The organism is Candidatus Vondammii sp. HM_W22 (genome assembly GCF_022530855.2).
In the GTDB taxonomy this organism is placed as follows: Bacteria; Pseudomonadota; Gammaproteobacteria; order Chromatiales; family Chromatiaceae; genus Vondammii.
The window spans coordinates 2365931-2386517 of the sequence record NZ_CP099567.1 but is presented as its reverse complement, the minus strand read 5'-3'; the positions used below and the strand labels follow the sequence as shown (position 1 = coordinate 2386517).

Below are 20587 nucleotides of genomic sequence, written 5' to 3'. Positions count from 1 at the left end.
GATATCCAGATCAGTACTGGCGTTCCCAGCGACGGTTCTCGCGGGAGAGTTTCTTCAGGTGACGTTTTACAGCGGCAGCAGATTTACGCTTGCGCTCTGTGGTCGGCTTTTCGTAAAACTCACGGCGACGCACTTCGGCCAGTACACCGGCTTTCTCACAGCCGCGTTTAAAGCGCCGCAGTGCAACTTCGAAGGGCTCGTTTTCTTTGACACGTACGTTAGGCATTTACGACCTCAAAATCGTTGCTAGACCGGGTTGCTTGAAGCATTAAGAGCGCGAATACTACTCCCGGCGCAGATGATTTGCAAAGGTATTTGGCCCTCGGCTACCGACTATCCCAATACAATATATTAAGGAGCTGTTAAATAATTTTCCGCTATCCCCGAATCTCAAGACTAGTGGTAATGTACCATTCCATAGGCACGCTGATGATTTGTGAGCGTTTAACCTCAGGATGAAAGATATGCGGGTTCTGGGTATTGAGACTTCTTGTGATGAGACCGGAATTGCCATTTACGATGGCGATAAGGGGTTGTTGGGCCATCTGGTCCACAGCCAGACCGATGTGCATGCGGTCTATGGTGGTGTGGTGCCGGAGTTGGCTTCGCGGGATCACGTACGCAAGGTGCTCCCCCTGATTATCGGTGTACTGGAGCAGACGAACCTCAGCAAAAGCGATATCGATGGTGTTGCTTATACCTGTGGTCCAGGTCTGATTGGCGCCCTGTTGGTCGGTGCTGCCATTGGGCGAACCTTGGCCTGGGCGTTGGGTGTTCCGGCATTGGGTGTCCATCATATGGAGGGCCATCTGCTGGCGCCGATGCTGGAGGAGGATGGCCCGGAGTTCCCTTTTGTTGCCCTGCTGGTGTCCGGTGGCCACACGCAATTGATGGAAGTGAAAGGGGTGGGGAGTTACCGGCTGTTGGGTGAGTCACTGGATGATGCCGCTGGAGAGGCTTTTGATAAAACAGCCAAACTCCTCGGACTCCCCTATCCGGGTGGGCCTGAGCTGGCCGCTCTGGCAGAAGAGGGAGACTCCACACGTTTTCGTTTTCCCCGGCCCATGACAGACCGGCCAGGGCTTGATTTTAGCTTCAGCGGTCTCAAGACATTTGCACTCAATACGATTCAGCAACAGGTTTCGTCCTCTTCAGACAACCGGCAGATCAAGGCCGATATCGCCCGTGCTTTTGAAGATGCGGTGGTGGATACGCTGGTGATCAAGTGCTGCAGGGCGGTTAAAGCCACCGGTGCCAAAACACTGGTGTTGGCAGGTGGAGTGAGTGCTAACCGGCGTCTACGTCAACGTATTCAGGAGGTAATGCAGAAAGAGGGTGCCCGTGCCTACTACCCCCGTCTGGAATTTTGCACGGATAATGGCGCCATGATCGCTTATGCCGGCTGGCAGCGTCTGCGCACCGGCGCATCCGAACCCCTTAAATTCAGTGCTACGCCCCGATGGTCTATGGAGGATCTTCCGTCTGTCGGGTAAGTTCCCGGTAAACCTTAAGTAGTCGCGTGAAATGGAATCTAACTCTAGGCTGAATCATCCTATTTATTCGCCATGTTCGTCATTCCCGCGGAGGCCGGAATCCAGGGAAACGATCACTGCTAGTGAGGGTGTAACGATTTCCGTGTAACTGCCCGGGTTAAATGTATTCCGCCAAGCGTTCTTCGAACTCAATCATAAATCTATTCAGTGCTGGTTTCTAATTGCAAATCGGCATGGTCCATTTTTTTGATGCTTGCTGCACCGCCAGGTACACCACTTTCATTGCCGAGTCGTCGGTCGGAAATAGCTTCCGTTTTTTAATTGCCTTGCGAACCACTCTGTTCATTGACTCGATGGCATTGGTTGTATAGATTGCCCTGCGGATGTCCTCAGGGTAGCCAAACAGGGTATTAAGATTGTGCCAGTGGCTACGCCACGAACGGTTGAGCTGGGGATATTTGTCGTCCCATCGGTTAGAGAAATTATCAAGTTCCAGTGGTGCTTCATCTTCGGTGACAGACTTATATATTTTCTTCAGGTCTGCCGTCACTGCCTTGTAGTCTTTCCAGGGCACATACTTCATCGAGTTGCGCACCATGTGAACAATACAGAGCTGGACCTGAGTCTCGGGAAACGCTGTATTGATTGCGTCTGGAAAGCCCTTCAGGCCATCGACACAGGCAATCAAAATATCCTTCACGCCGCGATTCTGGAGCTCTGTGAGTACATTGAGCCAGAACTTGGCACCCTCATTCTCTGACAGCCAGAGCCCCAACAATTCCTTGTGGCCCTCCATGTTCACGCCCAGTGCCAGATAAATTGCCTTATTGATCACTTTCTTGTCTTGCCGGATTTTTACGACAATACAATCCAGGTAAATAATGGGATAGACCGCATCCAGTGGCCTAGATGGCCATTCAATCACTTGTTCAATAACAGCGTCGGTCACTTTGGAAATCAAGGTGGCGGAGACATCAGCACCGTACATTTCTTTAACGGTCGTGACGATTTCTCGTGTTGTCATGCCCTGGGCATACAAGAAAATAATCTTGTCGTCCATGGAAGTAAATCGACGCTGGTATTTTTTAACGAGCTTGGGTTCGAAACTCCCAGCTCTGTCGCGTGGTGTATCGAGCTCGAACTGGCCGGCTTCCGTTCGGTTAGTCTTACTGGCATAGCCGTTGCGGTTATTGTCAGCTTGGGACTGCTCGTGCCTTTCAAAGCCAAGATGATCATCTAACTCAGCGTTCAGTGCCGCTTCGACCGTAATCTTGGTTAGCATCTGATGGAAGTCTTTGAGGTCGTCTTCCGTCTTGATGTTTTTAGCTGCCGCATGAGCGATCGCCTATAGTTCTTTCTTGTTCATAGTGCCTATCCTCAACCATGCTTGGGTTTAATGATAGACAGTTACACAGAATTCAGGACACCCTCAAAAAATGAGGTAGATTGCATTACTTAAAAAACCAACGTATCGTTAACCACATCCCCAAAGATCACCAACCCGGACACCTGTCCGGGTTATTTGTTTCCGCCCCCTTCTTCAAAATTGGCCTTGTATGATTCGCAAGGCTCAAGAAAATCCCGCTATCGCTGCCAGGGTTATCGCACGGGCAGCTGCCCGCCGGAATGATCTGGTAATCGATTATGAGCACCAGACTCTGAAGGCCGCCGACAACGGTCAGCTCGCACCCGCAGCAGGCTGGGTCAAGCTGGGCAGTCTGGAGCGGCATGAAGGCAAAGGTATCTTCGCCCGCTTGCCGGACTGGATCAACAAGGCCGCTGCACACATCGATACCAAAGAGTACCGCTTCATCTCGCCTGTCTTCAGCTACAGCCCTAAGACAGGTGAAGTGCTGGATATTCTGCATGTCGCTCTCACCAATACCCCCGCCATCGATGGCATGAACGAAGTGGATGCCCTGGCCGCTGCGAAATTCGAACTCTCCTATCAACCAGAATCTGAGGAAAGCACGATGGACGAGCTGCTCAAGCTGTTCGGCCTTGGGCCGGATGCCACCGAGTCGGAGGCCATCGCGGCCGCCAAGGCTGCAACCCTGGATACTGCCGTCACGGCTATGCGGGGGAATGCCGCAAGAGCTGGCTGCGCTCAAAGCCCGGGTCAATGGTAATGCGATCGAAGATCTGGTCACCCGCCGCTCTGACAGAGGGAAAGCTGGTTCCGGCCCAGGAGCAGTGGGCACGCGATCTCGGCAACCCATCGCCTCACTGACCGACAGTCAGACAGAAGGCAAAAAGCTGGATGGAGACGGCAATCCAAACTTTGCCGATGATCAACTGGTTGTTTACAGCCAGATGGGCATAGACCATGAAGCGTACAAACAAGCGCTGGAGGCTTAATCCATGGCTGCACTCACGAATGACCGCAATACCGAATCCCGTCCGGGTGCGGTGTTCAACGACCCTGTCGCAGCCGGAGCAAGAATTTTCGCCGGTTCTTTGGTTGTGCTCGATGCCGAAGGCTACCTTGCTCCGGCAGTACCGCTATTGGCCTGAAGGCCTGTGGCGTTGCCCAGGAACAGGTAAACAACGCAGCCGCCGCTATTGTCGATCTGGATGCCGAGGGCATCTGGGTTGAAATCAGTCAGTGGATAAAGAGGAGATCATGAAATATATACTCTTTATTGGAATCGCCCTGGTCGCCTGCCTAGTGGCCTTACCGATAAGCGCCGAGCCGCTCGTCATCGGCGCCGGTTACGCCAACATCATTCCGGATGACCTGGGCTTTCTGGGTTACGCCGGCATGCTGGTCAACAAGTAGAGCCTTAACTCTATTTTTACCGGCCTTAAAACCTTCTTTAACAACGCCTTGAAAGCCGAACCAAGCACTTGGCAGGATACCATCATGGAGATCCCTTCTACTGGTGAAGGTGAAGACTATGCCTCGTTGTCTCGTTTTCGGAAGTGGCTTGGTGACAAAAAGTTCAAGTCTCTTGAGCTTGGCAAGTACTACAAAAAGAACGAGGACTGGGAGACAGCCATTGCGGTGAAACGCAATTATATCGATGATGACAAGCTCGGTATCTATAATATCCAGGCCGCCAGTGCCGGTGAATCTGCCGGAGAGCTTAATGACATCATCTCCGACGACCCGAAAAATAACGCCTTTAGCGAAAAAGGTATTGATGGTTAGTACTTCTACGATACTGACCATGAAGTCAAAGAAGCTTCTGTCAGCAATAGGGGCACGGCAGCACTCTCGTCAGCAACGTCTGCCGCCGCAGCCGGCTACGGTGCAGACCGCACAGCCATGATGAAGTTCACCGATGATGAAGGCATGCCATTGCGCCTGGTTCCGGACACGCTTGAAGTTCCGCCTGCGCTGGAAGCGGTTGCCAAAAAGCTGCTGGAGAAAGACAAGCTTGAAGATGGTGGGCCAAACCCCTATAAGGGCACGGCAAAGGTCAATCCCGGCCTGACCAGTGATACTGCTTGGTTCCTCCACGTTACCAGCAAGAAGGTAAAATCCTTCATCGTGCAGAAAAGTGGCGGGAACAATCAAGGATCATCTGTGGGGAATATTGAACGCTGTTGTTTTGGAAGTAAGTAATGGTCCGGCAGAAGGTCTCAACAGCCGAATCAAGATGATCAAAGTGCATAGCAGAGGTTTCCGCAACAAGAAGCGGTTTGCCAATGCAATTTACCTCCACCTTGGAGGGCTGAATCTTTATCCTGAGGGAGTGGTTGGGTGAGACTTACCCTCTTGATATAGGGGAGAGCCACAATAACAAGTAGATAAGTGGTACCGGGAGGGGGACTTGAACCCCCATGATGTTGCCACCGGTGGATTTTGAATCCAGTAAAAATACAATAAAATCAATTGGATAAAATATATGTATAGTTTTAGTGTGTAGTATGTTTATTTCAGGCATAAAAAAACCGGTCACAAGAACCGGTTCTTAAATTGGTTGGTAGCGATGGACGGACTCGAACCGTCATGCCTTTCAGCGCGGCATTTTGAATGCCGTGTGTATACCAATTCCACCACATCGCCAACAAGGTGCGCATAATACAGTAAGTGATCGAAAACCGGCAAGAATAATCGGAAGTGTATCCGGAGGCGTGCTAGCAGCGCTGCTGGATGCACAAGACCATGAATGTGCTGAACTGCCTGCCGTTGCCTTCCAGGTCGTATTGCAGCGCCTTGTGCTCTCCTTCGTACCAGAGGTAGTCCAGCAACACCGCCATGCGCGGTCTGGTTTGTGCGTCGCGCACGATGCTGACCTTGCCGATTTTGGTATCGAGCTTCAGCCCCTGAGGGGCCTCCATGCCGTAACCGGCGTACTCTCCCTCGCGGTTCTGCCGGGTGATGGGACCGCCGGAACCCGCCACCAGCAGGCAGGCGGTGCCGTCCGGGTGGGTGTAGCCATCGGGGTAGTCGCCCCGGGTGGTGATTTTGCGGGTGACATAGCCGGGCTTACCGGTGAGCCGGTAAACCCCCGCCCGGTGGCTGTGGCCGGAGAAGGTGTAGTGGATTTTGCCGGGGAGCCGATACGTTTCGTAGAGTGCCTCGTGGTGGTGGCTGTCATTACGCTCTGCGCCGGTTGTCGGGTGTAGAGCGGTGGTCATGCCATCTCCCAGGGTGGCGGCTCCAGGGGAGGATATCCTGCCGGTTTTTCATCCCAGCACGGGCCGATGACAAGGGGGTGCCTCTCTTGATGCCGGGTTTTTCCCTCGGGAACGGCCGCTCTGACCTCGACCATCCAGAGATCGGTGGTGTCGTAGTGCAGGGGGGCACCGGGGGGGTTGAACCAGAGACAGATGAACGGGCGGCTGTTGCCGGTGTGGTTGAGGGTCTCGGGGATAAAGAACTGATGGGCCGGTTTGATGGCGCTCAGCTCGAGCAGCTGGCGGGATTCCCCGTAGGGTCCGGTGACGGCGCGCCAGACGGGGTTGCGGTAGTGTACTCGACCCTCACAGCCCTCGCCGATGACCGCCTCCAGTCGCCCGTCGAAGAGCAGTAGGCTGACACCGCGTACAGGGGGTGGCAGCAGATCGGCGCCGAGGCCGTAGTGGTTGTGGTAGTGCTCTATCCACTCATGGCGAAACGGGAGCTGACACTGCAGGTGGTCGAACAGAGCTTCATGAAAAGGGGGATTGGCACGGGGAACCGATGTCTTGTAGTCGGCGATCAGGCGATCCTGGAGCTCAACGGCCAGGGAAAGCGGGGGGTCATCGGAGAGGGCTTCGCGCTTGAGGCGTTCGGTATCGGGCAGGGGCGGACAGGCCGCCAGAGGGCTTTGCTGTCTGGCGGCGTCCCGGAGCTTTTCAGGGAGCGTGCTCTGTCCGCTTTGGAGGTGGCCGATCTTGAGTCCGGTGGCGGGGGGAATGCACCCTGGAACTGGACGTTGTGGAGTTGGAGGTGGCGGATGGAGGCGTTGTTCCATGCATCAATGTTTATATCACCATCAGCTGGATCATTTATATTCAGTGAGAGCTGGACATTGCAAAGTTGCAGTTGCCCGATACGAACATCTTCAAAGAAAGGGGCATGCAGTTGGCAGTTACGGATGAATAAGTTATCCACTTTCGATTCCCAAAATGATATTCCAAGCGGGTTTTGGCAGCCGTTTATGATGATATTTTCAGCTAGACCGGCGCCCCAGTGGCGGTTGTTATGATTAATCTGTGTGATGTTTTTCATATGGACAAAACGCACCTTCTTCAAACCGATGTAGATAGCCGAATCCTCCACCAGCACATAGTCCGCCCGCTGTGGTCCGTTGCCGTCGAAATGGCTGTTGCGGATGATCAGGCTTTTGAGTTCGCCACCCACTCCGCCGATGACGCGGCTGTTTTCGATAAGGACGTTGGAGGGGTATTTCAGCGCGCCTATGATCGAAGACGCAATGTCCGAGTCTCGAATAAACAGATCCAGTTGTGAATGGCCCAGACCCCCCGATCTTTGTTGATGAGATTCATTCACCCTCGTTCTCAGTTTGCTGTGCTCAAAAAACAGCCGGCTGGGCTTGAGTTTTTTGATACGTACTTCGATCAGTTCAGATTCGACAAAATGCACATTGTGCAGACGGCTTTTGACAAAATCCGTCGAGCCCCAGTAAACCGCCTCATCCAGGTTAAAGTAGACCCGGTTAAAGGTGACATTATCCAGTTCGCTCTCTTTCATCTTTACCCCGATCCAGGTGGCCCCCTCGATGGTGACGTTGGACCAGTCTGCCCGAGTGAGCTTGACGTTGCGCCAATGGAGGTTGCTCAGCGTTACATTTTTCAGCACCAGGCCGGTCAGCTCCAGGTCTTTCAGCCGGGTATCGCTGAGCAGATCGGGGTTTTGCTCCAGGGCCGTGTTGAGGCGTTCGACATCTTGCAGCAGCGCTTTCAGTTCACTGCCGGGGGGTAGCGGGGGTATGAGGCTCATAGCGTTTCCTGGGGTTAATGAGACAAAAAACAGGCTTCCGATGAGGATGAGTCGGTGGCGCAGGGTGATCATGTTTTCTCCTCAGTAGTCATATATTTCACCGAGTAGTTTTGGGTTATCAAATATATCTTCAAAATCCGGCACATCGCTTCTCCCGCCTCCCTTGCGCCGGATGGTCACGAGCCTGTTCTCACCCTTCTCAGACTCAGACACACTTGCCGGAAAACACCAGGGCGAGTCGTAGTCGTAGTGTTTATGCAGGTGGCCGTGTTCGATCTGTTTGAGGTGGATGGAGAGGAAGCACATTGGAGAGCCACCATTAATGATAATCTCTTTCTTTTCGTTATCAAGATCCCCCCACGACATCCCCCCTTCCCCTTCAGCAACCTCATACTCCACATCGACCCCACGAACCGGCACGAGCGCCGACCGGCTACCGAGGCTTACTCGCTCTGTCCATTGGCTTGCTTCGCAGGCGGTCTGCTTCAGCCGGATATACCCCTGATAGCCTGCTTTACCACCGCTGTGCAGGTGCAGGCGGATCTCATCGAGCATCTCACCGCCGTGTTCGCTGGCCTTGAGCCAGCGCTCGTCGAGGCGTAGCTGGAACCGCCTGCCATCGCCTTTCAGGCCGTATTGCAGCGCCTTATGCCCGCCTTCGTACCAGAGGTAGTCCAGCAACACCGCCATGCGCGGTCTGGTTTGTGCGTCGCGCACGATGTTGACCTTGCCGCTTTCGGTATCGAGCTTCAGCCCCTGAGGGGCCTCCATGCCGTAACCGGCGTACTCTCCCTCGCGGTTCTGCCGGGTGATGGGACCGCCGGAACCCGCCACCAGCAGGCAGGCGGTGCCGTCCGGGTGGGTGTAGCCATCGGGGTAGTCGCCCCGGGTGGTGATTTTGCGGGTGACATAGCCGGGCTCGCCGGTGAGCCGGTAAACCCCCGCCCGGTGGCTGTGGCCGGAGAAGGTGTAGTGGATTTTGCCGGGGAGCAGGTAGGTTTCATAGAGCACTTTGCGGTTGTCGTGGAAACTGCCTTCGTCGAGGTTATCCCGGTCCCCCGGGCCGATATCGCCCGGCGACACGTTATCGGCGTCTATTTTGCTGTTGCCGGTCGTCAGCGGGATATCGGTGGCGTAGTTAACGTAGGTGAAGTGGCTGAGCAGCAGCTTTTCTGCGGCCGGGTCTTTTTCAACGGCATTTTGCACCAGGGCCCATTGATCGTCGGTGCAGGCTTGGTTGGCCCGGGGCAAGGAGCCGCCACCGGTGGCTGTGGAGCCGGCATACTCCTCGTCGTCGCCCCAGCCGAGGCCGATCCAGGTCTGTTGCTTGCCGTGGGCGGTGACCCAGTCATGCCAGGGGGTGATCAGGTGGTGCAGCCAGCAGAGGTTGTCGGCTTTGAAGTTGTCCAGGGTGTGGTAGTGGCCGTAACCGGGACCGTAGAGCAGTGCCGCTTGGTAGATGGTCAGGCCGTGATCGGCGGGGATGCCGGCGTTGGCGCGTTGGCCGTGGAGGAACATGAACATCCCGTTCCCTTTGTCAAGGCGCGGGCTGATGCCATAGGGCATTTCGTAGGCCTCGTGGTTGCCGTCGATGTAGCAGACCGGCTTTTGGTAGCGGTCGATGAAGTGGTGGATCAGGCTGACGGAGTAAAGGGCGTCGATGTGCCGGGGGTAGCGGTCGCGGTCGTTATGGTGCGCCTGGTCCATGGCCCGCCAGAGATCACCGGGGGTGTTGAGGGATTGATGGGCCTCGTGGGCCGGGTCGACGTTGATGGCGTGGTCGTAGAGATCGCCGGTGAGCAGCAGCAGGTCGATCTCCGGGTCTTTGCCCATGGCGTCGAGCAGGCGTTTCAGGGCGGCGGCGTTGTGGTGGGACTGGGGGCCGAGTGGGGGCGAGGTGGCGGTGTCGGCGCCGGGGATGAGTTGCGCCGGGCTGTCTGGGTAGAGGGCCTGGCGGGATGAGAGGTGCAGGTCGCTGAGGTGGCCGGGGTTGAGCTTGGGTTTGTCGCTGATGTAGACAGGGTGACGGCTCTCCAGCCAGAGGCCGCTCTCTGCGGTACCCTCGCTGAAGGGGGTGCCGCCGGTGTAGCGTCCGTCGCCGGTGAGTTCGGGCTGCTTGCGCCGCCGCCGGTCGCAGGGGTTGAGGCGGCTGCGATCGATCTGCTTGCCGCCCTACTTTTTTGCCTGACTGAAGTAGTCGGCCTGGAGGCGGTCCTGGGGTTCGTGTGAACAGCCGTGGTGTGACTCTTTATCAATGGGTGAGGGGTTCTCCTCTTCGTCGTCGGGGTAGTGCCATACCAAGTTGTAGAGACCCGGGGAGGGGGGCAGTTTATTGAGGTTGACCTGATAGAGCCGGGTGTAGCCGTGTTTCCGGTAGAAGTCGATGATGTCAGGGTGGAGTATGCTGATGCACTTGCCGTTGTTATCACTGACCGGCAGGCCGGTCTCTGAGCTGTTTTTCAGTTCGCCGCGGGGGTATAGGCGGATGTTCTCCTGGGCGGTTTGCCAGTTTTCGTAGATGCGGTCGAGGTCGGGGTGGTGTTTGTCGCTGGTGCCCCAGGGTTTGAGGCGGAATTGGGCGTGCAGCCGCCGCAGGGTCATCGGGCCGATGCTTTTTGCCGGGTTGGGTTGGCGCTCGGCGTTGATCTCCTGGTGAAAGGCATCGCTCACCGCGAGGATGACCTTTAGCTGTTTTCCCTGCCCGCAGAGCAATGCCGGGGTGCCCAGGGCGGGGAAGAGGATCAGCGCCTTGTGGGCACGGGATCTGAGGGTGATATCGAGCTTGTCGCGACAGACATTGGCCTGCGCCCAGCCCAGCTCTTCGACGCGGTCGCCATCGAAGGTCACGGCCAGTGCGCCGTCGCCGGTGCGGATGGTCTGGGTGTGGTTGCGATCGGGTCCCTGGTCGGGGAAGAATTGCAGGGTCAGCTTCTCCTCCTCCGGCTGCTGGAATGTCGGGAGATACCCCTGGTAGTTGAGGGCCCCCTGTTTGCCGGATGCCCGCATGATCGCCAGCCCCGGGTAAGTCGGCGAACCAGAGTTCGTCGCGGTACTGCACGCGCCAGATGGGGTCCTCCGGGATGTACTCCTGCGGCCTAGCCCGGTAGGGGGGGTTGTAGAAGGGCAGTTCGTTGGGACGCTTCTGTTTGATCACCCGGCCGTGGCGCCGCAGGTAGGGTATGGCTTCGAGCAACCGGCAGGCGGGGGCGGTGTAGGTGTTGGCGGCGGGGTTGGGAATCCATTTTTTTTGTACCAGACAAGGAGGGGTTGCTCGGGTTGTGGGTTGAGGTAGGCCCATCGGCCTTGTTTCAGCCAGGCGGCGATCTCTTCGGTACTGTGGCGGTGTGGGGCATGGATCAGGAGGCCGGTGAGTGTCAGGCGGTTGATGGCCAGGTCGATGAAGGGCGCCTGTTCATACATGACGTCTTTGATCGGTAGCAGTTGGCTGTCGTGCATGGTGCGCTCCGGCTGGACGGAGGGTCGGGAAGGGGGCTGTGTCCTTGATTGACCGTCCGTTGGTGAGAATATCATTCCCGTTGACTGGCCAGAAATTACAAAGCCCGGGGGGCGCTGTCAAGGCATTTATATCCTTTTCTTTGTTGGTCTCTGTTTTGACGGGGGCGGTGTGTCGATCGAGAAACGGCTCCTTGCGTTCTTTTTACGGTATTCCTCTAGTCCGCTGGCTTCCAAGCCCTGCTGTTTCATCACTTTCCTGACATGGGTGATCAACAGGATAATGGTATACGATTTCTTGAATTCATCAGAAGATGCCTTGACAGTTGTTCACCATATAAAACCCGTATAGCTACTATGCGCGGATGAAATTGCAGTCTGCGAGGCGATTTTGGCGGTCTGTTGTTTCAAAGTATGGGGTAATATTGGCAGTAAAACCCCTTGATATTGCGGCTATTTTGCGCCTTAATAAATTTCTTGACAGGTTTTACATACCAACGTCTCTGCTTCTCAGGGATCGACGGTTTAATAAGAATTTTAACTATCAAAAAAGCGCGAAGCGGAGTCAGGGACGACAGATCGAATATCAGATATGTGAACCTTTCTTGTTATCGAAAATAGGCATCGGGCCCGGATAGCCGGATAGGGATGTTAGCCGATTAATTCCAGGCCGAATCGGTCAATCGCACAATAAGCCGTTTACGTGGGGTTACCAATACTGCATGAGCAGTCGAATATATTGTTTAGTACTCACACGGAGTAATTACATTGTCTGGAAAAAATGAGTTTAGAAATTCGGAAAGCCTCACCAATTGGGTGAGATATATGCTTTATGCTCAGGTCTTAGTTGCCCTAATATCAATTATCTCTGGATATTTCGAATACCAACTCTTATCTGGCTATCAAAACGGTGTTTATGCATCACCGGAATTGGCGGTAGCTGACGGCGAGGCTAGTGATCAAAGGCAAGGCTTAATTACTATTATCTATATGGTTGTTTTCATCGTGTCAGGCTTTCTGATTTTGAGATGGATCCATAGAGCAAATTATAATGCTCGGCAACTTGGTGCAGAAAACATGGCATTCACTCCAGGATGGTCTATTGGTTACTATTTCATACCAATTTTAACTCTATGGAAGCCATACCAAGCTATGAAAGAAATCTGGAAAGCTAGCAAAAATCCATCAGATTGGGGCTCATCAGGTACAAGCTCTATTTTACCTATCTGGTGGACGCTTTGGTTGATCTCAGGTTTTTTAGGTCAAACCCTCTTCAGGCTTTCAATGAGAGCAGAAGAGCTTCCAGAGTTATTGAATCTAAATCTGATTACTCAAGTATCAAATGTCCTTGATATCCTCCTTGTACTTATAACTTTAGCTGTTGTAAATGGTATTTATCAAATGCAAATGAGCCGTAATGAAAGTGCTAACAATTAGTTACAGCGGCAGTTAAATTTACAAGGAATCGCAATAATGCATGTATCGAAAAAAAAGGACACATCCTAAGTGAGGCGATTACCAATTGGCTTAAATCTGAGGTGATTTCCGAGAAGGAATCACACAAGCTTAGAAACTCCTATGAAGTTACTTCGTTTGATTGGAAGCGAGTAGCAAAATATTCATTTTGGCTTGCAATCTCCTGTGTTGTTATTTCCAGAGTTATAGCCAAATCTGGTGTTTAGCCAGTTGAATCAAGCGGCGACCTGATCGACTCCTGCTACCTCAACACCCTCTTTAAATTTGATTCCGGTTATCACCTTCGCCAGGTAATCGAAACACCGTAATCGTCTCCACTTCTTCTCGGCACACAGGCTGAGTTTGAACATCATGTGTAGCATGCCGTCACGCGATAGGCAGCCCTTGGAACGCCTGGTTCGATGGCGGATTGTCCCGAAGGTGGATTCAATCGGATTGCTGGTCCGAATGCTCTGCCAGTGCTGCGCAGGAAATTGATAGAAAGCCATCAGTTCCTCTCGGTCTTTGTGCAGACAGATGGCAGCCTTCGGATACTTTGGCTCATACGTTTTGATAAACAGATCAAAGGCCTTTTCTGCATCGGCCTGGGTCTCCGCCTGCCAGATGTTGTGCAGTGCCTGCTTCGCTTTCGGCTGAGCTGACCTTGGCAGGCAGTTCAGCACGTTCATGGTCTTGTGCATCCAGCAGCGCTGCTGACGCGTCTCTGGATACACTTCCTCCAGTGCAGCCCAGAAGCCCATAGCACCGTCTCCGATTGCCAATTTGGGCGGGTTTAGTCCGCGTGACTTCAGTTTTAACAGCACCTCCAGACAGCTCTGTGTGGACTTCCGTACACCATCCTCAATTGCCAGAAAATGCTTCTCACCACGCTCATTCACGCCGATCACCACCAGGGCACACAGCTTCGTCTGCTCTGCTCTCTGTCCGCTGTAGACACCGTCTGCCCACACATACACCCAATGGTCCTTATCCAGGCGCTCCTCGCACCCGCTCCGATATTCTTCTGTCCAGACCTGCTTCAGACGCGATACCCTGCCGGCCGACAAGCCTGTTGCATCCGGAACCACCAGCACTTTAAGGGCTTCACCTATCTCTCCACTGGAAATCCTCTTCAGGTAGAGCCACGGCAGTGCCGCTTCCAGTGACTTCGTCTTGCGTACATATGGCGGCACCAGAGCTGATCGGAACGTCACCGGCTCGCCGGTCTTCGCGCGAACTTTGGGGATCTTGACCGTGACCGGCCCTAATCCTGTCTGCAGTTTACGAGCTGGCAGGTGACCATTACGCACCACACCCACCTTGCCATCCTCTGTCCGTCGCTCGACGTGCTCCGCCAACAGCTCCAGCAGCTCGGCCTCCACCGCCTGGTAGATCAACTGCTCTGCACCGCTTCTCGGCAACTCTGTCAGCGGATCGATAATCGTATCTCGACCTGCCAGCTTAACAACGTTATTCTTACTCATGGTGGCGTATCTCCAATGGTTGTTTTGATGTCTCGCAACAACAAATCAACCAGATACGCCGCTTTTTTTCAATTCCTTTCAAACACCACTTTCAGTTATAACTCTACATTTTATGAAACGTGACCCTGATTTTAGACCTTCAATGCAACCCATTCTGTGCCTCTGGGGTCATGGTATTTGTCGGTCTGGGATTGGCGTCTATGACCCAGTAAGGTTTTTGTGTCGACTCCCTGGTCCTTGTATGTGCGCTCTGCTAGGGATCGTATTTCGTGGAAGAAGGTCAATAATTTAAAGTCATGGCCATATATTTTTTGAAACACTTTTTTCTGTGTATCAAGCATTACTTGGTTAAATTTATCGATGAGGTCTGGGGGTTAAAGTTTCAGTCTGAGTGATAGGGCGTACAACAAGAAAGGCATTAAGTTTTCCAATATGGTCGTTCTTAGTTAACCAATGGCCTATGTCTATTAAGCCGGAGGATAAGCTGCCTACTCGATAAGAGGTATTGTCTATCGCATATACGTGATTAAGTTGTACATTAATAATGAACAATATATTATTGTGAACAAGCAGCTCTATCCTCAATGAGTGGTTCGTTTATTATTGAGAGTCGTACATTATTAATGTACTGCCATAAATTATGTACATAGGCAACAAAGACCAAGCAGACACAAAGATCCTGAATCGAGCGATTGACGCCGTTGCGCGTGAAACAGGCTTGCAACTGAAGATAGATGAACTTCAGGTGAAGCAGGGCCGGCACACGCTTGATGCGGTGCTGACACTTGAAGGTCGAAATGAACGCTTGGCAGCGGAGGTCAAGCGCTGGGCGCCACAAGCTAATCTTGGCGCCCTGATCAATCAGGTTCAAACATTACCGATGAAAGGCCTGTTGGTCGCTGACTACGTTAATCCCAAGATGGCAGAGAAACTGCGTGAGCAGCGCGTCCAGTTCATCGACACCGTCGGGAATGCCTATTTAGATATGCCACCGGTATATGTCCTGGTGACCGGAAAGCGCAAGCCGAAGCAGGAGGCGGGACAACCCAAGGGAGATACCAACCGTGCCTTTGACCGAACCGGCTTAAAGGTTGTGTTTGCATTTCTATGCCGTCCCGAACTGGTGGCTGCACCCTATCGGGAGATAGCTGATGTAGCTGGCGTGGCTTTAGGCACCGTGGGGTGGGTTATCAATGGGCTGAAAGAGGCAGGATTCATTTTTAAGTACGGGAACAACAAAGAGCGCGAACTGGTTGAATACAAGCGCCTGCTTGATCGTTGGGTAGAAGCCTACCCAGAGAAGCTTCGTCCGAAAGTGACCATTGGTGATTTCTTCGCTGATGATCCTTACTGGCGGCAAGGTTTCGATATTCAGGAGTTCCATGGCTATTGGGGCGGAGAGATCGCAGCAGCGCAATACACCCAATACCTAAAACCAGCAGTCGCCACCGTTTATCTGCCTAAAGAGGCAAAGAGCAAGTTTCTTGCTCGAACTCGGCTGAGAGCGGCGCCTGAAGCGATGTTTGAAGAGGCCGGCAGGGTCCAGCTCTACCAAACGTTTTGGCGAGATGGCGCATTACCATTTTTAGATATCGCCAAACCAGGCGTGGTGCCTCCGGTGTTGGCCTACGCGGACTTGATTGCAACAGCGGACCCAAGAAACCAAGAAGCAGCGGGGATGATTTATGACGAGTACATCGCTCGACATCTCCAACAAGATTGATCCCAACACGCTTGCTGTCCTTCAGTCGGTAGCCGGTGCAGCTCAGCATCTAGGTATCCCGTTTTTCGTTATCGGGGCTACTGCCAGAGAGCTGGTATTGCATCACTACTATGGTGCAAAGATTACTCGTGCAACACAGGATCTTGATTTCGCCATTCAGGTACCAGATTGGTCAGCGTTCGAAACACTAAAGACCAACCTGTTGGCGTCAGGGTTTTCCGAGACAAAGACGCCACATCGTCTTAATACAACCAAGGGTGGTTGGATTGACCTGGTGCCTTTTGGGTCGGTATCAGATGACGGCAAAGCCGTCGCCTGGCCACCCAAAGGTGATGTTGTTATGAACATTCTCGGTTTCAGTGAGGCGTTTGAACATGCGCTGCAAGTTAAGATTGATGACTCCGAACGGCTTTTCAATGAAGAGATTACCAATCGGTCACTCAAGGAACTGATCAGAGAAAGTTGCGAAACCAGCGGTCAGTACGCAAGAGAGCCAAGCAAGGCTATACGCCTTCATTGATGGGTACCGAAATATCTGAATATGAATATAAAGAAGGAACAATTTACGTGAATCATAGCGCGCACAACAAGCTCGTCTCTTTCATCTGGTCCATCGCTGACGACTGTCTGCGCGATGTCTACGTGCGTGGCAAGTACCGTGACGTCATTCTCCCCATGGTGGTGCTACGCCGCCTCGATACGTTGCTGGAGCCAACCAAAGAGAAGGTGCTGGAGGATATTAAATTCCAGCGGGAGGAGATGAAACTTACCGAGCTGGACGATGCTCCCCTGAAGGATGCCTCTGGTTATGTCTTCTACAACACCAGCAAGTGGACCCTTACCCAACTCTACAAGACCGCCACCAACAACCAGCAAATCCTACAAGCCAATGTGGAGGAGTATCTCAACGGCTTCAGCGCGAATGTCAAAGAGATCATCGAGAAGTTTGAACTCAAGGCTAAGGTACGCCACATGGCAGGCAAGGACGTGCTGCTTGATGTGCTGGAGAAGTTCATCTCACCCTACATCAACCTCACTCCCCACGATGTGGAAGACCCGGATGGAAACAAACTGCCTGCCCTCAGCAACCTTGGCATGGGCTATATATTCGAGGAGTTGATCCGTAAGTTCAACGAAGAGAACAACGAAGAGGCAGGGGAGCACTTCACCCCCCGAGAGGTGATTCACTTAATGACCCACCTCATCTTCGATTCCATCAAAGAGAACCTGCCGCCGGTGATGACCATCTATGACCCCGCCTGCGGCTCTGGTGGCATGCTCACCGAATCGCAGAACTACATCAAGGATGAGGCCGGAGCTATCCGTGCTACTGGCGATATCTATCTCTATGGAAAAGAGATCAACGATGAGACCTACGCCATCTGTAAGTCCGACATGATGATCAAGGGCAATAACCCGGCCAACATGCAAGTCGGGCTCCACGCTCTCTACAGATGAGTTTGCCGGTCAGCGTTTCGACTTTATGCTCTCCAATCCGCCCTATGGCAAGAGCTGGGCCAGCGAGCAGAAGTTCATCAAGGATGGTAAAGAGGTTATCGACCCACGATTCCTCGTCAAACTTAAAGACTACTGGGGCAATGAACAGACGGTGGATGCCACCCCACGCTCCTCTGACGGTCAGCTGCTGTTTCTCATGGAGATGGTGAGCAAGATGAAAGGGTTGGCCAACAGCCCCAGTGGGTCTCGCACCGCCACGGTTCACAACGGTTCCAGCCTCTTTACCGGCGATGCTGGCAGTGGCGAGAGCAACATCCGCCGTTACATCATTGAGAATGATCTGCTGGAGGCGATTATCCAGCTCCCCAACAACCTCTTTTACAACACCGGCATCACCACCTACATCTGGCTGCTATCCAACAACAAGCCGGAGTAGAGAAAGGGCAAGGTGCAGCTCATCGATGCCAGCCAGCTCTACCGTAAGCTGCGCAAGAACCTGGGCAATAAGAACTGTGAGTTTGCCCCTGAGCATATTGAGCAAATTACCCAAACCTACCTGCAACTGGCCGAAGTGGAGCGAGATGCGGAGGAGGAGGGCATTGCCGCCCAAGTTTTCGACAATAGTGATTTCGGCTACTACAAGGTCAACATCGAACGCCCCGACCGCCGTCAGGCCCAATTCAGCGTCAAATGCATCGAAACCCTGCGCTTCGATAAGGCGCTACGCGAACCGATGCAGTGGGTCTATGAAGCGCATGGTGATGCCATCTACAGCGGCGACACTCTCAAGAAACATGAAAAGGTCATCCTTGCCTGGTGTGAAGAGAATGAGATCAGTCTTAATGCCAAACAGCGCGGCAAATTGCTCAACCCAGATACCTGGCGGAAGTTGCGCATGCTGGTGGAGACAGCCACTACCCTGATGGCGGAAATCGGGCGGGGTGAGTACAGCGATTTCAACCATTTCAAAGTGCTGGTGGACACAGCCCTTAAGGCGCAAAAGATAAAACTCTCCGCCACCGAGAAGAACGCCATCCTCAATGCGGTCAGTTGGTACGATGAAACAGCTGAGAAGGTGGTCAAGAAGAGGGTCAAACTCAACAGCGACAAGCTCAATGTTCTGTTGCAGCACCTGGACTGTAGCGAACAGCAACTGTCCGACTATGGCTACTACCCCGCGGGTAAGAAGGGTGAGTACATTACATACGAACCCTGCACCGACCTACGCGATAGCGAGTCAGTGCCCCTCAAGGACAGCATCCACCGCTACTTCCTTGCCGAGGTCAAACCTCATGTAGATGAGGCGTGGATTAACCTCGACTCTACCAAGATCGGTTACGAGATTAGCTTCAATAAATACTTCTACCGCCACAAACCCCTGCGCAGCATGGAGGAGGTAGCTTCTGATATCGTCGCCCTGGAGCGGCAGGCTGAGGGGTTGATCGCCGACATTTTTGGAACCACCGTGGAAGAGGTGTCGGGGGTGGAGAGTGACTGATCAGCTTTGCGTCATCCAGAGGTATGAGTCATATAGGGATTCTGGTATAGAGTGGCTTGGCTGTGTTCCTGGCCACTGGAAGTACAAAAGGCTAAAACATTTGGCATTTGTTAACCCTGTACTCAGATTGTCACCAAGTGAAGAGAAGGACATAGCATGCTTCCTGCCTATGAAAAATGTCTCGAATAATGGGGCTGTTGATTATGGTACGAAGAAAGAAATAAAGCAGCTTATACAGGGTTTTACTAGTTTCAGGAAGCATGACGTTATTGTTGCGAAGATAACTCCGTGCTTTGAAAATGGAAAAGGAGCACATCTTGGTGAAATGCCAGCGGATTTGGGTTTCGGGTCTACTGAGTTTCACGTGCTGAGGTGTAGGAAAAGGGCTCATCCAAAGTACATATACTACCTGTCAAAGTCACATTTGTTTATGAGCTTAGGCGAACAAATGATGACAGGTTCTGCAGGACAAAAGCGGGTTCCTTCTAGTTTTGTGTCTAATTTCCTATTAGCTGCACCGCCATATAAGGAACAAACCGCCATCGCCACCTTCCTGGATCGTAAAACCACCCAAATCGACCAAGCGGTAGCGATCAAGGAACAACAGATCACCCTGCTCAAAGAGCGCAAGCAAATCCTCATCCAGAACGCCGTCACCCGTGGCCTCAATCCCGATGCCCCCATGCGCGACTCCGGAGTGGAGTGGATTGGGGAGATGCCGGTGCATTGGAAGGGTGAGCGATTTAAATATTTATTCACACAGAGTAGGTTGGAGCTAAGAAAGGGGGATGGTGTTGTTACATCATATCGCGATGGGCAAGTAACTTTAAGGTCCAAACGGCGCTTGGGTGGTTATACCGAAGCTATCCTGGAGCAGGGTTATCAGGGGATTAGGATTGGTCAACTGGTTCTTAACTCTATGGACGCTTTTGAAGGCGCAATCGGTGTCTCCGATTCAGACGGTAAGTGCACGCCTGAGTATGTGGTCTGTGACCCTGTTTTAGATAAGTATCACCCAGAGTATTTTGCGCTGCTTCTTCGCGAAATGGCGTTGGCAAGATACATCCAGGTTATTTGTAATGCAGTACGGCAGCGTGCTGTAAGAATCCGATACAATAATTTGGCACAGCGTTTCATGGTGGTTCCGCCAGAGGATGAGCAAATTGCAATCATCACCCACATTGAAACCGAATCCGCCAAAATCAACAAAGCTATCGACCTACAACAACAGCAGATAGAACACTTGAAGGAGTACAAGGCCACTCTCATCAACAGCGCCGTGACCGGCAAGATCAAGGTGCCCGGTGTTGAAGAATTGCAGGAAGAGACGCTGGCAGGCTAAGGCAGAACGGATAGAAATTAAGGAAAGGAACCGCTATGTACATGATCAACTCACAAGATAATCGCATCTCGCCGGTTACGGTAAAGACCTTCAGCGATTTGGATTTTAAGGAGCGCGAACACCTGCAGGAGTGGCAGGCCAATCAGCCCTCTGCTCTGGGGGATGAGTTACTCATCACCCAAAAAAAATTCAAGGCACCACTGCAAAATTCGGGTAGTAAACTCAAGACCCAGGGGCTTTGAGCAGTCGTATCGTTGTAAAGAAAAACGAATAAAATAAAGAAGAGG

Annotated in this window: 22 protein-coding genes, 1 tRNA gene and 2 pseudogenes; 15 read left to right on the top strand and 10 right to left on the bottom strand. The window is 52.8% G+C overall.

Annotation, left to right across the window (positions count from 1 at the left end; genetic code table 11):
• Positions 1–10 precede the first annotated feature (10 nt).
• Complete coding sequence (rpsU, locus tag MN084_RS13200) at positions 11–226, bottom strand: 30S ribosomal protein S21 (RefSeq protein WP_241087585.1); 216 nt, start codon at positions 224–226, stop codon at positions 11–13.
• A gap of 238 nt (positions 227–464) precedes the next feature.
• Here rpsU and tsaD point away from each other — a divergent pair, with 238 nt between their 5' ends.
• Positions 465–1493: a tRNA (adenosine(37)-N6)-threonylcarbamoyltransferase complex transferase subunit TsaD gene (tsaD, locus tag MN084_RS13195; RefSeq protein ID WP_241087593.1), complete on the top strand. Its 1029-nt coding sequence runs from the start codon at positions 465–467 to the stop codon at positions 1491–1493.
• A 217-nt stretch (positions 1494–1710) separates the two neighbouring features.
• Here the strand turns inward: tsaD and MN084_RS13190 are convergent, their stop codons facing one another.
• A complete protein-coding gene (locus MN084_RS13190) occupies positions 1711–2835 on the bottom strand; it encodes an IS256 family transposase (RefSeq protein WP_330178550.1) in 1125 nt (374 codons plus the stop codon).
• A gap of 214 nt (positions 2836–3049) precedes the next feature.
• Here MN084_RS13190 and MN084_RS13185 point away from each other — a divergent pair, with 214 nt between their 5' ends.
• The 7 genes from MN084_RS13185 to MN084_RS13155 all read left to right on the top strand — a co-directional run bounded on the left by MN084_RS13185 (position 3050) and on the right by MN084_RS13155 (position 5203).
• Positions 3050–3622, top strand: a complete 573-nt coding sequence (locus tag MN084_RS13185; RefSeq protein ID WP_241087586.1) for a phage protease — start codon at positions 3050–3052, stop codon at positions 3620–3622.
• Positions 3579–3851 carry a phage protease gene (locus tag MN084_RS13180; protein WP_241087587.1) on the top strand — a complete coding sequence of 91 codons (273 nt, stop codon included), beginning with the start codon at positions 3579–3581 and terminating at the stop codon, positions 3849–3851. The genes MN084_RS13185 and MN084_RS13180 overlap by 44 nt, the downstream gene beginning before the upstream one ends.
• A gap of 3 nt (positions 3852–3854) precedes the next feature.
• A complete protein-coding gene (locus MN084_RS13175; RefSeq protein ID WP_241087588.1) occupies positions 3855–4007 on the top strand; it encodes a hypothetical protein in 153 nt (50 codons plus the stop codon).
• A gap of 109 nt (positions 4008–4116) precedes the next feature.
• Positions 4117–4272, top strand: a complete 156-nt coding sequence (locus tag MN084_RS13170) for a hypothetical protein (RefSeq protein WP_241087589.1) — start codon at positions 4117–4119, stop codon at positions 4270–4272.
• Between the two features lie 48 nt (positions 4273–4320).
• The gene (locus MN084_RS13165) at positions 4321–4644 is read left to right on the top strand and encodes a Mu-like prophage major head subunit gpT family protein (RefSeq protein ID WP_241087590.1); all 324 of its coding nucleotides are present in this window, start codon (positions 4321–4323) and stop codon (positions 4642–4644) included.
• Positions 4645–4761: 117 nt separating this feature from the next.
• Entirely contained in the window at positions 4762–5061 is a 300-nt protein-coding gene (locus MN084_RS13160; protein ID WP_330178098.1) for a Mu-like prophage major head subunit gpT family protein, read from the top strand.
• On the top strand, positions 5033–5203 hold the full coding sequence (locus MN084_RS13155; RefSeq protein ID WP_445083832.1) for a transposase: 171 nt from the start codon (positions 5033–5035) through the stop codon (positions 5201–5203). The genes MN084_RS13160 and MN084_RS13155 overlap by 29 nt, the downstream gene beginning before the upstream one ends.
• A gap of 217 nt (positions 5204–5420) precedes the next feature.
• Here the strand turns inward: MN084_RS13155 and MN084_RS13150 are convergent.
• The 4 genes from MN084_RS13150 to MN084_RS13135 all read right to left on the bottom strand — a co-directional run bounded on the left by MN084_RS13150 (position 5421) and on the right by MN084_RS13135 (position 9093).
• Positions 5421–5505, bottom strand: a tRNA-Leu gene (locus MN084_RS13150).
• Between the two features lie 71 nt (positions 5506–5576).
• Positions 5577–6080 carry a hypothetical protein gene (locus tag MN084_RS13145; protein WP_241087596.1) on the bottom strand — a complete coding sequence of 168 codons (504 nt, stop codon included), beginning with the start codon at positions 6078–6080 and terminating at the stop codon, positions 5577–5579.
• Positions 6081–6642: 562 nt separating this feature from the next.
• Entirely contained in the window at positions 6643–7959 is a 1317-nt protein-coding gene (locus MN084_RS13140) for a pentapeptide repeat-containing protein (RefSeq protein ID WP_330178097.1), read from the bottom strand.
• Positions 7960–7968: 9 nt separating this feature from the next.
• Positions 7969–9093 (bottom strand): hypothetical protein, encoded by a 1125-nt coding sequence (locus tag MN084_RS13135; RefSeq protein ID WP_330178096.1) that lies wholly within the window; start codon positions 9091–9093, stop codon positions 7969–7971.
• On the opposite strand from MN084_RS13135, the gene MN084_RS13130 reads away from it, so the two are divergent.
• Positions 9088–9849, top strand: a complete 762-nt coding sequence (locus MN084_RS13130; protein WP_330178095.1) for a hypothetical protein — start codon at positions 9088–9090, stop codon at positions 9847–9849. The two genes, MN084_RS13135 and MN084_RS13130, sit on opposite strands and share 6 nt — an antisense overlap.
• Before the next feature lie 210 nt (positions 9850–10059).
• Here MN084_RS13130 and MN084_RS13125 read toward each other — a convergent pair whose 3' ends face one another.
• Positions 10060–10734 carry a hypothetical protein gene (locus tag MN084_RS13125; protein WP_330178094.1) on the bottom strand — a complete coding sequence of 225 codons (675 nt, stop codon included), beginning with the start codon at positions 10732–10734 and terminating at the stop codon, positions 10060–10062.
• A 303-nt stretch (positions 10735–11037) separates the two neighbouring features.
• Positions 11038–11343: a hypothetical protein gene (locus MN084_RS13120; RefSeq protein ID WP_330178093.1), complete on the bottom strand. Its 306-nt coding sequence runs from the start codon at positions 11341–11343 to the stop codon at positions 11038–11040.
• Positions 11344–12108: 765 nt separating this feature from the next.
• On the opposite strand from MN084_RS13120, the gene MN084_RS13115 reads away from it, so the two are divergent.
• A complete protein-coding gene (locus MN084_RS13115; RefSeq protein WP_241086085.1) occupies positions 12109–12777 on the top strand; it encodes a DUF4328 domain-containing protein in 669 nt (222 codons plus the stop codon).
• Between the two features lie 254 nt (positions 12778–13031).
• Here the strand turns inward: MN084_RS13115 and MN084_RS13110 are convergent, their stop codons facing one another.
• Both MN084_RS13110 and MN084_RS13105 read right to left on the bottom strand, forming a co-directional pair.
• Positions 13032–14279 (bottom strand): IS256 family transposase, encoded by a 1248-nt coding sequence (locus tag MN084_RS13110; RefSeq protein WP_241086086.1) that lies wholly within the window; start codon positions 14277–14279, stop codon positions 13032–13034.
• Positions 14280–14410: 131 nt separating this feature from the next.
• Positions 14411–14554: pseudogene (locus MN084_RS13105) on the bottom strand (integrase); the annotation flags it as partial.
• Between the two features lie 365 nt (positions 14555–14919).
• Between MN084_RS13105 and MN084_RS13100 the strand changes: the two are divergent.
• The 5 genes and pseudogenes from MN084_RS13100 to MN084_RS13080 all read left to right on the top strand — a co-directional run bounded on the left by MN084_RS13100 (position 14920) and on the right by MN084_RS13080 (position 20542).
• Entirely contained in the window at positions 14920–16002 is a 1083-nt protein-coding gene (locus MN084_RS13100; protein ID WP_241086087.1) for a type IV toxin-antitoxin system AbiEi family antitoxin, read from the top strand.
• Positions 15965–16522: a hypothetical protein gene (locus tag MN084_RS13095; protein WP_241086088.1), complete on the top strand. Its 558-nt coding sequence runs from the start codon at positions 15965–15967 to the stop codon at positions 16520–16522. Before MN084_RS13100 ends, MN084_RS13095 begins: the two co-directional genes overlap by 38 nt.
• Positions 16523–16569: 47 nt before the next feature.
• Positions 16570–18958: pseudogene (locus MN084_RS13090) on the top strand (type I restriction-modification system subunit M).
• 13 nt (positions 18959–18971) lie between these two features.
• Positions 18972–20300, top strand: coding sequence for a restriction endonuclease subunit S (locus tag MN084_RS13085; RefSeq protein WP_445083973.1), 1329 nt, complete (start codon positions 18972–18974; stop codon positions 20298–20300).
• Between the two features lie 41 nt (positions 20301–20341).
• Positions 20342–20542, top strand: a complete 201-nt coding sequence (locus tag MN084_RS13080; RefSeq protein WP_241086600.1) for a hypothetical protein — start codon at positions 20342–20344, stop codon at positions 20540–20542.
• Positions 20543–20587 lie beyond the last annotated feature (45 nt).

Bases quoted from the DNA above. Each gene is read 5' to 3' on its own strand.
- rpsU (WP_241087585.1), bottom strand. From the start codon at position 226: ATGCCTAACGTACGTGTCAAAGAAAACGAGCCCTTCGAAGTTGCACTG.
- tsaD (WP_241087593.1), top strand. From the start codon at position 465: ATGCGGGTTCTGGGTATTGAGACTTCTTGTGATGAGACCGGAATTGCC.
- MN084_RS13185 (WP_241087586.1), top strand. From the start codon at position 3,050: ATGATTCGCAAGGCTCAAGAAAATCCCGCTATCGCTGCCAGGGTTATC.
- MN084_RS13180 (WP_241087587.1), top strand. From the start codon at position 3,579: ATGCCGCAAGAGCTGGCTGCGCTCAAAGCCCGGGTCAATGGTAATGCG.
- MN084_RS13175 (WP_241087588.1), top strand. From the start codon at position 3,855: ATGGCTGCACTCACGAATGACCGCAATACCGAATCCCGTCCGGGTGCG.
- MN084_RS13170 (WP_241087589.1), top strand. From the start codon at position 4,117: ATGAAATATATACTCTTTATTGGAATCGCCCTGGTCGCCTGCCTAGTG.
- MN084_RS13160 (WP_330178098.1), top strand. From the start codon at position 4,762: ATGATGAAGTTCACCGATGATGAAGGCATGCCATTGCGCCTGGTTCCG.
- MN084_RS13145 (WP_241087596.1), bottom strand. From the start codon at position 6,080: ATGACCACCGCTCTACACCCGACAACCGGCGCAGAGCGTAATGACAGC.
- MN084_RS13140 (WP_330178097.1), bottom strand. From the start codon at position 7,959: ATGATCACCCTGCGCCACCGACTCATCCTCATCGGAAGCCTGTTTTTT.
- MN084_RS13120 (WP_330178093.1), bottom strand. From the start codon at position 11,343: ATGCACGACAGCCAACTGCTACCGATCAAAGACGTCATGTATGAACAG.
- MN084_RS13110 (WP_241086086.1), bottom strand. From the start codon at position 14,279: ATGAGTAAGAATAACGTTGTTAAGCTGGCAGGTCGAGATACGATTATC.
- MN084_RS13100 (WP_241086087.1), top strand. From the start codon at position 14,920: ATGTACATAGGCAACAAAGACCAAGCAGACACAAAGATCCTGAATCGA.
- MN084_RS13095 (WP_241086088.1), top strand. From the start codon at position 15,965: ATGACGAGTACATCGCTCGACATCTCCAACAAGATTGATCCCAACACG.
- MN084_RS13080 (WP_241086600.1), top strand. From the start codon at position 20,342: ATGATCAACTCACAAGATAATCGCATCTCGCCGGTTACGGTAAAGACC.